Here is a 13,691-nt window from a genome sequence, read left to right on the forward strand (position 1 = left end):
AATAATAAGAATAATTATCATTTGTTGAACAAACCAATGTCCGACCTTTCACAACTGCAGCCTGGCACCCATGCGGTGATCTGCGGTATAGATGCTGATGAATCCCTGTTCCAACGGCTTGCCGCGCTGGGTTTCCGCATTGGCAAGAAAATCGAAGTCATCCGCCGTGCCAGTTTTAACGGCCCCTTGCATGTTCGCATCGGCACCACCGATATCATCCTGCGCATCACAGAAGCGCGCCGCATACAGATTAGCCAACAATGAAACGTATCGCCCTGCTCGGCATGCCCAACACGGGCAAATCCACTTTTTTCAATCGTGTCAGCGGCGCTTCGGCGCGTGTCGGCAACTGGCCGGGCATCACGGTAGACCTGATGGCCGCCAAGCTGCTGCTGGGCGGCCACATCGTCGAAATCATCGACCTGCCAGGCATTTATGACCTGCATGGGTTTTCAGACGATGAATCCGTGGTCAGGCATTTTCTTGAAAACAATGATGTTGACCTTGCCGTCATCGTGCTCAATGGCTCGCAGATAGACCGTCAGCTTTCCCTCGCCTTGCAGGTAAAAGCGCTGGGCCTGCCCTGTATTCTGCTGCTGAACATGAGCGACGAGGCAAAAAAATCCGGCATCACCTTCAACCTGCCCGGCATGCAGCAGCAATTGCAGATGCCTGTCATGCAGATCAGCGCCAAGCATGGCAATGGCTGCCCGGAAGCCCTGAAGGAAGCCGCCCGCCATCTGGCTGAGCAGCACCCCAGCCCGGCGGAGATTCGCGAACAACTGAAAAACGACGATACCATCGAAAACCAGATGGAAGCCATCGTCAAAAGCACCGTGCATTATCCTGCCCAGCTGGATGATGTGGTGACCTCACGCATAGACCGCGTGTTGCTGCACCCATGGCTAGGCCTGCCGCTGTTTTTTGCTGCCATGTATCTGCTGTTCCAGTTCATTTTTACCTTGGGCACGCCCTTGCAGGAAGGCATTGCCTGGGCGCTTGATCTGTTCCGTGCCGATGTACTGGAGCCATTGCTGAAGAATGCGCCTGGCTGGTTCAGCGGCCTGATGCTGGATGGCATCTACAACGGCATAGGCACGGTCGCGGCATTCATTCCGATCATCGTGCTGTTTTTCCTGGTAATGACCATGGTGGAAGACAGCGGCTATCTGTCGCGCGCCGCTTTTCTGGTGGATGCGCTGATGGCCAAGATGGGCCTGGATGGCCGTGGTTTTGTCATGATGCTGATGGGCTTTGGCTGTAATGTGCCGGCCCTGATGGGAACCCGGGTCATGCGTTCGCGCAATATGCGCCTGCTCACCATGCTGGTCATCCCGCTTTCGCTTTGCTCGGCCCGCCTGCAGGTTTTCCTGTTCATGACGGCCACGCTGTTCACACCCAAGCAGGCACCGCTGGTGCTGTTTTCGCTCTACATGGTGAGCTTTGCCACCATTTTCCTGACGGCGGTGATTTATAAAGGCCGCTATAGCAGCACCGAGCCGTTTATTCTGGAGCTGCCGCCTTATCGTTTCCCCACGCCACGCCAGATATGGCTGCGCGGCTGGCAAGAGGTGCGCCACTTCCTCACTCGAGCCAGCAAGTTCATCATCATCGGGGTGCTGCTGGTCTGGGCGCTAACCAACTTCCCTAGCGACGTTCCTGCCGCCAGTACAGGCACCATTGCCGGCATGATAGGCACCTGGCTGGCGCCCGTGCTCAACCCGGTTGGCATCGACGGCCAGCTGGCGATAGCGCTGATTTTTGGCTTTGTGGCAAAGGAAATCGTCGTGGGCGCGCTCGCCGTCATCTATGGCCTGCAGGGCGATGCCCTGATGCAAGTCATGGCAACCAAGCTGGACTGGGTGCAAGGCATGAGCTTCATGCTGTTCACGCTGATCTACACCCCCTGCCTCTCCACCATTGCCACGCTCAAAAACGAGTCCAAAAGCATAGGCTTCATGATGCTCTCGCTGTTATGGTCGCTGGGCCTGGCGTGGGTAGTGAGCTTTGTGTTTTACCAGACGGCGCGTGCACTAGGGTATTAGCCAGCGGACAACACACGCCTGGCAGCAGAATGACAAAAGGCCCTACGCCATGGCGTAGGGCCTTTTGTTTTATTGAATGTCCGTTCATGACGAACGCCGGGCACTTAACTGACTTACCTGACTTAACTCCGAAACATGAAATATACCGCGCCCAGCAGGCACAAACCCGCCCACAGATAATCCAGTTTGAGTGGCTGATGCATGTAAAACACGGCAAACGGCACAAAAACCATCAGCGTGATGACTTCCTGCAGCACCTTGAGTTGGCCCAGGGAGAGCACGGTAAAGCCTGCGCGGTTGGCAGGCACCTGAAACATGTATTCGACAAACGCGACCAGCCAGCTGAGAAATGCAGCGACATACCAGGGTTTGTCATTGAGGCTTTTAAGGTGGGCGTACCATGCAAACGTCATGAAGACGTTTGACATGGTCAGCAACAGCACTGTCTTGGCAATGACCGGCATAAAGAGGATCTAGCCCACCTGGGGCCAGCCTAGATGGCGGCCTCGTCCGTTTCGCCAGTACGAATACGCACCACTTGTTCGACATTCGAGACGAAAATCTTGCCGTCACCAATCTTGCCAGTGCGAGCTGCCTTGATGATAGCTTCCATCGCGGCATCCAGCAGGCTGTCGGCAATAATCAGCTCAACCTTGATCTTGGGCAGGAAGTCCACCACGTATTCAGCACCGCGATAAAGTTCGGTATGGCCTTTCTGACGGCCAAAGCCTTTTACTTCTGTCACGGTCAGGCCATTCACACCGATTTCAGACAGCGCTTCACGCACTTCGTCGAGTTTGAATGGTTTGATGATTGCTTCAATTTTCTTCATTTGCTTATGTCCCCTAGCCTCTTTTAGTTGATTCAGTCTTTGCTCACGAATCTGGACACCACAGGATACCGTCGGTCCAGACCAAATCCGCGCTCTGTCACTCGCACGCCAATCGGCGATTGTCGCCGTTTGTATTCATTGCGGTCTATCAGGTTGAGCACACGCGCGACATCCTGCTCGCGATATCCCATGGCAATGATTTCCTGCCGGCTGCTATCCCGCTCGACATACGCCTCCATGATGGCATCCAGCACATCATAGGGCGGCAGGCTATCCTGATCGGTTTGCCCGTGCCGCAGTTCCGCCGACGGTGGCCGAATAATGATGCGCTCGGGAATCACCTGCGACAGGCTGTTGCGGTAGCGGGCCAAACGATACACCAATGTCTTGGAGATATCCTTCAGTACAGCGAAACCGCCAGCCATATCACCATACAGGGTGGAATACCCCACGGCCATTTCACTCTTGTTGCCCGTGGTAAGCACTATGCTACCAAACTTGTTCGATAATGCCATTAAAAGCATGCCACGAATGCGGGCTTGCAGATTCTCTTCGGTGATATCAAAGCTGGTCCCGGCGAAAGGTTCGGCCAGCGTTTCACAAAACTGGTCAAACAGCGGCTTGATCGGCAGCTCCGTGTACTTTACCCCCAGCAATTGCGCCATCTGGCGAGCATCATCCACGCTCATGTCGGCAGTAAATTCCGAAGGCATCATCACGGCATGCACCTTGTCAGCGCCCAGGGCATCGACGGCAATCGCCAGGGTCAACGCCGAGTCTATACCGCCAGACAAGCCCAGCACGGCGCCGGGGAAACCATTTTTTTGCACATAATCGCGCAGGCAAAGAGTTAATGCCTGGTAGGCAGATTCTTCACGTGTCAGACCTGGCGCGATATCGGCAGGCAACGGGTTGGCGCGGTTCTGCGGACTGAGGTCTATACTGACCAGCGCCAGCTGCTCAGTGAAGGCAGGCAATTGCTGCACAGGCGCGCCACAACGATCAATCACCACCGAGTTGCCATCAAACACCAGCTCATCCTGGCCGCCCACGAGATTGGCATATACCAGCGGCAAGCCAGTCTCTTCCACCCGTTTGCCCAATACCTTGTAGCGTTGCTGCTGTTTTTCCAGATGGAAAGGCGAGGCATTCAGCACCAGCAGCAATTCGGCACCGGCCTGCTTGCTGACTTTTGCCGGGCCTGGCTCCCAGACATCAGCGCAAATGAGGATACCGCAGCGCACGCCTTGATGTTCAAACACGCCAGCCTTGTTACCGGGAGAAAAGTAGCGCACCTCATCAAACACGCTATGGTTAGGCAGGGCATGCTTGTGATACGTAAGCACGATGCGTCCGCCCTGCAATACCGAGGCAGCGTTGTAACACCGCCCATGCTCACGGTGGGGATGGCCGACGACCACGGTAATATCCGCAGGCAATGCCTTGGCTAGCGCTTGCAGTTCACGCTGGCAATGATGGGTAAAGTCTTCACGCAACAACAGGTCTTGCGGCGAGTAACCGCTCAAGGCCAGCTCTGGTGTCAGCATCAAACTGGCGCCGGCGGCCTTGGCTTCATGCGCATAGCTCAATATCCTGGCAGCATTCCCGGCGAGATCGCCCACTACGCAATTGATCTGGGCGATGGCGACCTGCATCTGCGATTTACTAATAGCTTCCACCTGCATCTTTGATGAGTTGTACGATTTCTGCGTTGCCACCCTTGAGGGCATATACCAGGGCTGTCAGTCCGTATTGATCCTTGGTTTTGACATTGGCGCCGCGCTCTAGCATCAGTTTGACCATAGAGACCGAGCCATTGTCCACCGCCAGCTGCAATAGCGGCGTGCCTTCGGAATCGCGATGATTGACGTCAGCGCCGTTGTCCAGCAGCACAGTAGCAGCATCGACATTCGACTTCTTGACCGCCCAGGTGAGCGCAGTCCATTTGGAGCTATCCTGCTCATTGACCTTGGCACCACGCTCCAGCAGCAGCTTCACCGCAGCGGCATTGCCTTCGCGGGCTGCCCACATCAGGGCCGTGGCGCCGAAACGATCCCGGGCACGCATGTCCGCCCCGTTATCAATCAGGGTATTGATCGTGGGCAAGTCGCCATTCTTGGCGGCATACATCAGCACGCTCTTGCCATCGTCACTCTTGGCGCTGGCGTCTACGCCATTCTTCACCAGCAGATCCACCATCTCGCTGTAGCCAGAGGTGGCGGCCATGCCCAATGCACTCCAGCCGGATTCATCGCGAATCTTGGGGTCGGCGCCGTTTTCCAGCAGCACTTTTGCCGTGGCCACAAAGTTCTTTTTGGCCGCCATCATCAGCGCTGTCCAGCCGCCGTTATCCTTGGCATTGACGTTGGCGCCCTTCTGCAGCAGCAGCTTGACCACATCAGCCTTGTCCTTGCGCGCCGCATACATCAGCGCGGTCACGCCATCGGCATCCTTGGTGTTGGGGCTGGCGCCGCTGTCCAGAATGGCTTTGACCGTGGCGATATCGCCTTTGGAAGATACCGTCAGCAAATAGGGAATCTGCTCGGCGGCCTGCGCGACGGGCAAGGCTAATGGCAATGCCAGCATGGGAGCTGCCAGGGCCAGCAGGAGTTTTATTGCAACCTTGTCAGGATAGCGCCGCATGTGATTCCTTTGTGATCAATTCGCTGGGGTCGCGGCCTTGATGGCCGCTTGTACTGCTTCGCCGAGTCCGGCTGGTGAGCTGGCGACAATAACACCCGCCTGCTCCAGTGCCCGTATCTTGTCTTCTGCCTTGCCGCTACCACCGGAGATAATCGCACCGGCATGGCCCATGCGCTTGCCCTTGGGCGCCGTCTGGCCGGCAATATAGCCTGCCACTGGCTTGGTCACATGCTGCTTGATGTACTCGGCAGCCGCCTCTTCGTCCGCCCCGCCGATCTCGCCCACCATGATGATGGCTTCGGTTTCGGGGTCTTGTTCAAACAATGCCAGGCAATCAATAAAATTCATGCCGCGGATCGGGTCGCCGCCTATGCCGACACAGGTGGACTGGCCCAGGCCCAAGGCAGTGGTCTGGTGTACCGCTTCATACGTGAGGGTGCCGGAGCGGGAAACAATACCCACCTTGCCACGCAGGTGGATGCTGCCCGGCATGATGCCGATTTTACAGGCATCGGGCGTAATGACGCCTGGGCAGTTGGGGCCGATCAGACGGGCTCCATTGGCCTTCAGCGCGGCCTTGACATTGAGCATGTCCAGCACGGGGATGCCCTCGGTAATACAGACGATCAGCGGAACACCCGCATCACAGGCCTCGAGGATGGAGTCAGCAGCAAAAGGTGGCGGCACGTAGATCACCGACGCATTGGCACCAGTTTCACGCACGGCATCGCGCATGGTATTGAATACGGGTAAATCCAGATGCTGCTGACCGCCCTTGCCGGGAGTCACACCGCCTACCATGCGGGTGCCATAGGCCAACGCCTGCTCGGAATGAAAAGTACCCTGCTTGCCGGTAAACCCCTGGCACAGGACCTTGGTATGTTGATCAACCAGAATTGCCATGATTACGCTTTCACTGCTGCATTATTGACGGCACGCACCGCCTGTTGGGCGGCATCGGTCAAGCCGGCTGCCGAGATAATCGAGAGACCGCTTTCGCTCAGCATCTTTCTGCCAAGCTCAACGTTTGTACCTTCGAGACGGACGACAACCGGAATCTGTATGCCGACTTCTTTCACCGCGGTAATGATGCCTTCGGCAATGATGTCGCAACGCATAATGCCGCCGAAGATATTCACCAGGATGGCCTTGACGTTGCTATCAGCCAGAATGATCTTGAACGCGCGCGCCACAGTGGCGGCCGTTGCGCCACCGCCCACATCCAGAAAGTTGGCAGGCGCGCCACCATGCAGCTTGATCAGGTCCATGGTGGCCATGGCAAGCCCGGCGCCGTTGACCATACAGCCGATGTTGCCGTTGAGTGCAATGTAATTGAGTCCGGCGTTGTGCGCTTCGGCTTCCTTGGCATCGTCCTGGCTCCAGTCGCGCTGCTCGGCCAGGGCCTTCTGCCGGTAAAGCGCGTTGTCGTCCACGCTCATCTTGCAATCCAGTGCCACCAGCGCACCTTCGCTGGTCACCACCAGCGGATTGATCTCCAGCAAGGCGAGGTCGTTTTCCTTGAAAAGCTTGTACAAGCCCTTGGCGAGGCGCACAAAGGCGGCAATCTGCTCACCGGCCAACCCTAAGCCAAACGCCAGGTTGCGGGCCTGAAAATCCACCAGACCATTCAAGGGGTCGCACACTTCTTGCAGAATTTTTTCCGGCTGAGTGGCGGCGATGTCTTCAATATCCATGCCGCCCGCCGCCGAGGCTACCATCACCACGCGCTCCAGGCTGCGATCCACCAGCAGGGAGAGATACAGCTCACGCGCAATCGGCAAGGTCTGCTCCACCAGCACCTGCAATACAGGCTGACCATCCGGCGCATTCTGATACGTGACCAGTGGCTTGCCGAGCAAGCTGGCGGCCACCGCTTCCACATCCTGATACGACTTCACCACCTTGACGCCACCGGCCTTGCCGCGGCCACCCGCGTGAATCTGCGCCTTCACCACCCAGGCATCGCCACCAATGCTCTTGGCGGCCTCAACGGCGGATTGGGGATTCTCTGCGACCTGACTCTGGGGAATGGGCAAACCGTAGCGCTGCAATAGGCTTTTGGCCTGATACTCGTGCAAATTCATAGAAGGGGCTTAGTGTGGATGCAATACCGCATTTTCGCGCAATTCGGCCTATTGCGCCAGTGCAGATAGCGGCCCGGAAGCCGCATGCAGAGCCCGCGCAATGTATAATGCCAGCCTTACTCACAGACTTCGATCCCTGCCATGCGTCTCGTTGTTCAAGGCTCTGCCATTAGCTTCTCGCACCTCGCCCACTTGCACCAGCTCAGCGGTGCCCAGCAAGGGCTGCAATTCACGCAACTGGCCGAGCATGCCTACAGCCTGCCACGACAAACCGAAGCGCAGCAAAACGTCATCGCCTTCTGTCGCGAGCAACAGATTGACTGCGCCTATGTTGATGACAAGCACACCCTCAAGCGCTTCGGCCTGGCGGTGATGGACATGGACTCCACCCTCATCAGCATTGAATGCATAGACGAGATCGCCGATATGTACGGCCTCAAACCACAAGTCGCCGCCATTACCGAAAGCGCCATGCGTGGTGAAATCGAATTCGCCGAAAGCCTGCGCCGCCGCGTGGCCCTGCTGGAAGGCCTGGAAGACTCCGCCCTGCAACGCGTCATCGACGAGCGACTGCAACTCAACCCCGGCGCCCAGACCTGGATAGACGCCTGCCGCGAAAACGGCATACGCACCATGCTGGTATCTGGGGGTTTTGATTTCTTTGCAGACAAGGTAAAAGCCATGCTGGGCCTGGACTATGCCCAGGCCAACTCCCTGGAAATCGTGAACGGCAAACTCACGGGCAAGGTGCTCGGCCATATCGTCGACGCCCAGGCCAAGGCCGATTTTCTGATCGCCACCCGCGACAAACTAGGACTGAGCGCGGATCAGGTAGTCGCCATTGGTGACGGTGCCAACGACCTCAAGATGATGTCCGTCGCCACTGCGGGTGTCGCGTATCATGCCAAACCTATCGTGCAGCAGCAGGCCTCTTATGCGCTGAATCATGTTGGTTTGGAAGGCCTGGTCGGGTTGTTCAGTTAACCATCCGTCTGCGTCATAAACGAAAAAAAACCGCCTTTGGACAGGCGGTTTTTTTATACCAGCGCCACTTGATTGCGCTGGTCGCGAGCTTAGTGTTTCTTGGGATGCAAAGGCAGCCACACTACTTCGCCTGCTTTCATGTCAGGCACGATGAGGTATTTTTCATCTTTGCTGAGGGCAATGTCGGCAGAAGCCTTGAATCCATCCTTCAGCAGTTTCACTTCATCGTCGTGACCCAGTTCAAATACCTTGCCGTTTTTCCAGTCGCTGACGTAGATAACGCCGGAGCTGGCATGCACCAGGCCATCACCACCGCCAAAACCTTCCGCGAGCTTGGTGAGCTTTTTGGATTTCATGTTGTAGCTGTAGAGGATGCCGGAGGCAAAGTCGACATCGAGCAGAACATCGCCGGTATCATCCACCACCAGGCCATTGGGGCTGAGTACCTTGGGATCCTGTTTGCCGTCGATCACCAGCGTGACCTTGCCGGCCTTGTCCAGGCGATAAATGGCGCCACCGCTGCCGGTGTTGATATCGCCACTGTCGCTGACGTAGAGATTGCCTTTGGGATCGGGCTCAATGTCATTCAGGAACTGCGGCGTCACCGGGAATGCCTTGGCATCGGCAAACACTTCCCACTTGCCGTCGGGTTTGACCTTGAGCACGCGCGCCTTGTCGGTGACATAAATATCCTGCCCGATAATCGCCAGGCCTTTGGGGTCATCCATGCCGGTCGCGAATACGCTGACCTTGCCATCGGGTGAGATGACGCTGATCTGACCATCGCCATCCTTGCCGAATTCGCCGATTTCAGAGACAAATACGCGGCCATCCTTGGTTTGCAGCACGGATTCTGGCGTTTTGAAGCCGCCTATGGTTTTGCCTTCGTGGGCATGCGCCAGCGGCGCGAACAGCACGGACAACGCGAGCGCAAGCGGGGTGAGACGGGGAATTCGGGTCATGGCGTATATCTCCTGGGTTGGTTATTTAGGGCTTGTTATGGAAGGCAGCACGCTCACCATGGAACACGGGGTAGCGGTTTCGTTGGAGGGAATGCCATTTTTCACGGCATCGCTGAAGGCGGGGTCGGCTTTCATCTTGGTTACCACTTGTTGCATGGCGAGCTTGTAGGATTGCTCCACCTGATAGGCAGGCACAACATCCAGATAGCCGGTTTTCTGCGACTCGCCGACATAGGTGCCTATCGGCTTGCCGCTACCACTATAAGCGCTGACGATAATGGTGCCGTAGAAAATCTTCATGTGCGGGTTGTAGAACATCTTGGGCTGGAGCTTGACCAGCGTATTGCCGACCAGATTGCTCTCGCACATGCCGACCTTGCCAAACTCGGCCCCCATCACCTCTTTGGCAACCGGCTCTACTGCCGGGCCCTGGGCAAACCAGTAGTCGTTGTAAAACTGCCAGAGCTTGATCGGGTGCTGGTATTCCTGCGGATTGATGTAAATCAGCATATCGGCTGGCTTGGTGGCCGCTTCATCCGCCAGCGCCATGGCTTGCACCGGTAAGAGCCCGGCAACCAGCCAGGAGAGTAAATGCAGTTTGTGTTTCATGGTACTTTCCTTCATTAAAAACGATTACTTGCCCTGATAGCGTATGCGATACACCAGGCCGGAGCGGTCATCTGACACATACAAGGCACCATCCGGGCCAATCAGTGTATCCACCGGGCGTCCCCAGGCCGCGTTTCCTTGCAGCCAGCCAGTGGCAAAATCCGTGACTTCAACGGGTTGATTGTGCTTGAATTTAACACGTACCAGTTTGTATCCCGAGGGATTTACCCGGTTCCACGAGCCATGCAGTGCCACGATGGCATCCTGCTGGTAATCCCTGGGGAACCCGCTTTGATTCAGGAACGTAATGCCCAGTGGCGTGGAGTGCGCGTCAAAGGTGATGGCAGGCGGCTGCATGGCATCACAGAATCCGCTGGGGCCCTCAAAGTTAGGATCCGGCACGCGCTGGCCCCAGCAATGCGGCCAGCCATAGTTCTTTCCAGACTCAATCTGGTTCAGATGTTCAGGCGGAATATCATCATTCACGCGCCCGCCACGGGTTTCCGAGCGCATATCTGCACCATTGTTGGTAGCAAACATGACCTGCGTTTGCGGATTCCAGGCAAAGCCCTGTGAATTGCGCAGCCCGCTCGCCCACACGGCTGACTGGGCATGGCGTCCCAGCGTCATCAATGCCCCGGCAGGCTTGCCATCCACGGTATAGCGCAGAATAGCCGCACGGCTAGGGTCTTGCTCCACGCAAACATTGCAGCTGGAGCCAACATTGAGATAGAGATAACCATCCGGCCCCTGCCTGATGGTCTTGAGCGTATGCCCACCTGTCGCCAGTCCACTGATGATGGGTTGGGCTTTGCTAGCGGGCCATTTGCCGCCCTGCTGCTCCAGCCTGACTACGCCATCCTGATTTGCCACCAGCAGCTGTTTATCCACAAAAACAATGCCGTTGGGCGCATTCAGCTTGTCTGCCACCACCACGGTTTCATCGGCTTTGCCGTCCTTGTCGCGGTCAGGCAGCATCAGCACCTGGCCACCCATACCGGTAGTGAGATAGAGATTGCCATCCGGGCCGAATGCCATCATGCGCGGGCCGCTGAAATACCCTTCGCCCGGATTCACACGGGCAAACACATTCAGGCTGAAGCCAGCAGGCAAGCGCACGGCACTCGCCACATCTGCCGGGATGGGCGCCTCAACGGCCTGATCGGCATGGCTGCTGGCAGATGCGACGGTCATGATCACCGCCAGCATCATGCAGAATCCGCCGAACGGACGTCGAATACTCGGCTTGGGCATTCACTTGCTCCTGTAAAGGTTGTTATGTCAGCACATCCGACCAGATATTCTGCGCCCAGTAGCGGGCATAGTCGGCCTCAAGTTCGGAGGGTGCGTCTGAGACGCCGCCGCCTTCGGCTGACAGCATGATTTTTTTCGCCTGGTTGTAGCGATACACATTGGCGACGTGCATCGCCATATGGTCACTGACATAGCTGTAGCAGGTGTTGGCAAACACCGGCGATGTATCAATCGGCTGCTCGGTCAGTGCGGCCAGCACGGCATTGGCACAAACCCGGGCTTGCGATGTCGCCATGTGCGCCGACTTGGGCAGGGCCGCCGATACTGCATCGCCTATGATATGGACATGCGGAACCACCATAGATTCATATGTCAGAAAATCGACCTCGCACCAGCGCTTGTCGATATTGTTGGCCTGCGCCAGTTGCGCAGGGATACCGGCTCGTTGCGGTGGAATCACATTCAGCACATCGCCCTTGATGCTGTCGAATTCCGTCATCAGGGTATGGCCCGCCACATCCACCTCAACCACCACGCTATTGGGGCGGTATTCAATCATGCCGGGGTAAAGATCAGCCCAGGCTTTGGTAAACAAGGCTTTCTTGGAGACGATTTCCGGATTGGCATCCAGCACGATAATGCGTGCCTTGGGCTTGTGCTGCTTGAAGTAAAACGCCACCTGACACACCCGCTCGTAAGGCCCGGGCGGACACCGGTACGGCGCTTTGGGGATGCTCATCACAAACACGCCATCGTCCGGCATGCTCTCCAGCTGGCGGCGCAAATTGACCGTCTGCTCCCCGGCTTTCCAGGCATGGGGCACCTGCTTGCGGGCAGCGTCGCTTTCCAGCCCCGGCAGCGCATCGTAAATAAAGTCGACGCCGGGAGCGAGGATCAGCTTGTCGTAGCCAAAATCACTGCGGCCCAGGATCAACTTTTTATGTTCAGGATCAATCGCCACCACCGAGTCACGCACCCATTGCAGATCATGGTTTTTCTTCAGCGCGGCATAGCTGAAGGTGAGGTCGTCGATGGTTTTGCTGCCACCCAGTACCAGATTGCTCAAGGGGCAGGAGACAAACTGCGAGCTGGGCTCCACCACCACGACATCGACGGCATTACCGCCCCACAGCTTGAGATACTTTGCTGCAGCCGCACCTGCATAGCCACCGCCGACCACCACGACTCGGGGCTTGGGTCTCCCGGCCGCACGCAATAAAGGCGAGCACCCGGTCAGCAGTGCCGCCGCCGAGCCGAGCTTGAGGAAATTGCGTCTATCAATCATGGGAGGGCTCCAGCTTCATGGACGGAGGAAGCTTGCCAGTCACCCGCGGCTGCGTGGAAAAAAATGCGGCCAGGCCTACGATCTCGTCTTCGGTCAGTCCTTTGGCGTGGCGTTGCATCACGGTCGCCGGACGCTCACCAGAACGAAATGCTTTCATCTGGCGGATGAAATGCAGGCTATCGAGACCGGCCAGCACGGGCGTTCCACCGACACTATTGCCATCGGTGCCGTGGCAAGCCGCGCAGGAGGCAGCCAGCACCTGAATATGGGGGGAATATTGCGGGGGTTGCGCATAAGCGCTACCAGAAATACATGTGAGGATCCCCAAGGCGGGAATCCAGTATGAGGCTATCAGTTTCATGGGCTACCAATCGTTGCAGGATTGGGCCAAGCGGCCGGGAAATGCAAAAGAGCGAAGCCTGTGTTCGATGACAGGCTTCGCTCTTCGGATTATAGCGGGTTAAACACCAGCTTTAACTGCATGGGCTTGATAACAAGCCTAGTTACATTGGCCTTCGCAACCATCGTCCTTGGCGCCTGCAGCTTCCAGCACTTCTACCATCTTGGTGTTGCCTGTGTCCCTGACGGCACGCACGATGGAAACACCACCACGCATCTTGATATTGACGTCAGCGCCCTTGGAAATCAGGTACTTGACGACATCGGTATAGCCATCATAAGCCGCCAGATGCAGCGGCGTCATTTTGGTCATGGGGTGCTGGTAATTCACATCAGCGCCTTGCTCAACCAGATACTTCACCACGGCCAACTGGCCTTTGTTGGCGGCAATCTGCAAAGCCGACCAGGCGAAGTATTTGTCGTTAACGTCCACTTTGTGTTCGCTGAAGTATTTCTTTACCACCTTGAGCTTGCCGGTACCCAGTGCATCGGTGTACTCGACCTGCTCATCGCCTGTCAGCGCAAAGGCCGAAAATGGAATACAGAGTGCTGCTGCCAACAGGATTGCCTTGATTGTTTTCATGCTGTTCTCTC

At 56.8% G+C, this 13,691-nt stretch carries 15 protein-coding genes; 3 read left to right on the forward strand and 12 right to left on the reverse strand.

Annotation, left to right across the window (positions count from 1 at the left end; translation table 11 throughout):
* The first annotated feature begins 36 nt into the window (after positions 1–36).
* Both FNL37_RS09630 and feoB read left to right on the forward strand, forming a co-directional pair.
* On the forward strand, positions 37–264 hold the full coding sequence (locus FNL37_RS09630) for a FeoA family protein (protein ID WP_015829706.1): 228 nt from the start codon (positions 37–39) through the stop codon (positions 262–264).
* Positions 261–2,045 carry a ferrous iron transport protein B gene (gene feoB / locus FNL37_RS09635; protein ID WP_159355976.1) on the forward strand — a complete coding sequence of 595 codons (1,785 nt, stop codon included), beginning with the start codon at positions 261–263 and terminating at the stop codon, positions 2,043–2,045. Before FNL37_RS09630 ends, feoB begins: the two co-directional genes overlap by 4 nt.
* 122 nt (positions 2,046–2,167) lie before the next feature.
* Here feoB and FNL37_RS09640 read toward each other — a convergent pair whose 3' ends face one another.
* The 6 genes from FNL37_RS09640 to sucC are packed head-to-tail and all read right to left on the reverse strand — an operon-like array spanning position 2,168 to position 7,604.
* A complete protein-coding gene (locus FNL37_RS09640) occupies positions 2,168–2,509 on the reverse strand; it encodes a DMT family protein (protein WP_013441741.1) in 342 nt (113 codons plus the stop codon).
* Positions 2,510–2,538: 29 nt separating this feature from the next.
* Positions 2,539–2,877: a P-II family nitrogen regulator gene (locus FNL37_RS09645; RefSeq protein WP_013441740.1), complete on the reverse strand. Its 339-nt coding sequence runs from the start codon at positions 2,875–2,877 to the stop codon at positions 2,539–2,541.
* Between the two features lie 32 nt (positions 2,878–2,909).
* Complete coding sequence (locus tag FNL37_RS09650) at positions 2,910–4,532, reverse strand: NAD+ synthase (protein ID WP_159356194.1); 1,623 nt, start codon at positions 4,530–4,532, stop codon at positions 2,910–2,912.
* A gap of 10 nt (positions 4,533–4,542) precedes the next feature.
* Positions 4,543–5,520 carry an ankyrin repeat domain-containing protein gene (locus FNL37_RS09655; protein WP_159355977.1) on the reverse strand — a complete coding sequence of 326 codons (978 nt, stop codon included), beginning with the start codon at positions 5,518–5,520 and terminating at the stop codon, positions 4,543–4,545.
* Positions 5,521–5,535: 15 nt separating this feature from the next.
* Positions 5,536–6,423: a succinate--CoA ligase subunit alpha gene (sucD, locus tag FNL37_RS09660; RefSeq protein ID WP_013441737.1), complete on the reverse strand. Its 888-nt coding sequence runs from the start codon at positions 6,421–6,423 to the stop codon at positions 5,536–5,538.
* Positions 6,424–6,425: 2 nt separating this feature from the next.
* The gene (gene sucC, locus FNL37_RS09665; protein ID WP_159355978.1) at positions 6,426–7,604 is read right to left on the reverse strand and encodes an ADP-forming succinate--CoA ligase subunit beta; all 1,179 of its coding nucleotides are present in this window, start codon (positions 7,602–7,604) and stop codon (positions 6,426–6,428) included.
* A gap of 141 nt (positions 7,605–7,745) precedes the next feature.
* Here sucC and serB point away from each other — a divergent pair, with 141 nt between their 5' ends.
* Positions 7,746–8,588 (forward strand): phosphoserine phosphatase SerB, encoded by an 843-nt coding sequence (gene serB, locus FNL37_RS09670; protein WP_159355979.1) that lies wholly within the window; start codon positions 7,746–7,748, stop codon positions 8,586–8,588.
* 89 nt (positions 8,589–8,677) lie between these two features.
* Here the strand turns inward: serB and FNL37_RS09675 are convergent, their stop codons facing one another.
* The 6 genes from FNL37_RS09675 to FNL37_RS09700 all read right to left on the reverse strand — a co-directional run bounded on the left by FNL37_RS09675 (position 8,678) and on the right by FNL37_RS09700 (position 13,680).
* A complete protein-coding gene (locus FNL37_RS09675; RefSeq protein ID WP_159355980.1) occupies positions 8,678–9,550 on the reverse strand; it encodes an SMP-30/gluconolactonase/LRE family protein in 873 nt (290 codons plus the stop codon).
* Between the two features lie 21 nt (positions 9,551–9,571).
* Positions 9,572–10,159 carry a hypothetical protein gene (locus tag FNL37_RS09680; protein ID WP_159355981.1) on the reverse strand — a complete coding sequence of 196 codons (588 nt, stop codon included), beginning with the start codon at positions 10,157–10,159 and terminating at the stop codon, positions 9,572–9,574.
* 24 nt (positions 10,160–10,183) lie between these two features.
* A complete protein-coding gene (locus tag FNL37_RS09685; RefSeq protein ID WP_159355982.1) occupies positions 10,184–11,413 on the reverse strand; it encodes a PQQ-dependent sugar dehydrogenase in 1,230 nt (409 codons plus the stop codon).
* Between the two features lie 22 nt (positions 11,414–11,435).
* Positions 11,436–12,698 carry an NAD(P)/FAD-dependent oxidoreductase gene (locus FNL37_RS09690; protein WP_159355983.1) on the reverse strand — a complete coding sequence of 421 codons (1,263 nt, stop codon included), beginning with the start codon at positions 12,696–12,698 and terminating at the stop codon, positions 11,436–11,438.
* Positions 12,691–13,059: a c-type cytochrome gene (locus tag FNL37_RS09695; protein WP_015829697.1), complete on the reverse strand. Its 369-nt coding sequence runs from the start codon at positions 13,057–13,059 to the stop codon at positions 12,691–12,693. Before FNL37_RS09695 ends, FNL37_RS09690 begins: the two co-directional genes overlap by 8 nt.
* Before the next feature lie 138 nt (positions 13,060–13,197).
* Positions 13,198–13,680 (reverse strand): ankyrin repeat domain-containing protein, encoded by a 483-nt coding sequence (locus FNL37_RS09700; protein WP_013441727.1) that lies wholly within the window; start codon positions 13,678–13,680, stop codon positions 13,198–13,200.
* Positions 13,681–13,691 lie beyond the last annotated feature (11 nt).

This window comes from Methylovorus glucosotrophus (assembly GCF_009858335.1).
Lineage (GTDB): Bacteria > Pseudomonadota > Gammaproteobacteria > Burkholderiales > Methylophilaceae > Methylovorus > Methylovorus glucosotrophus.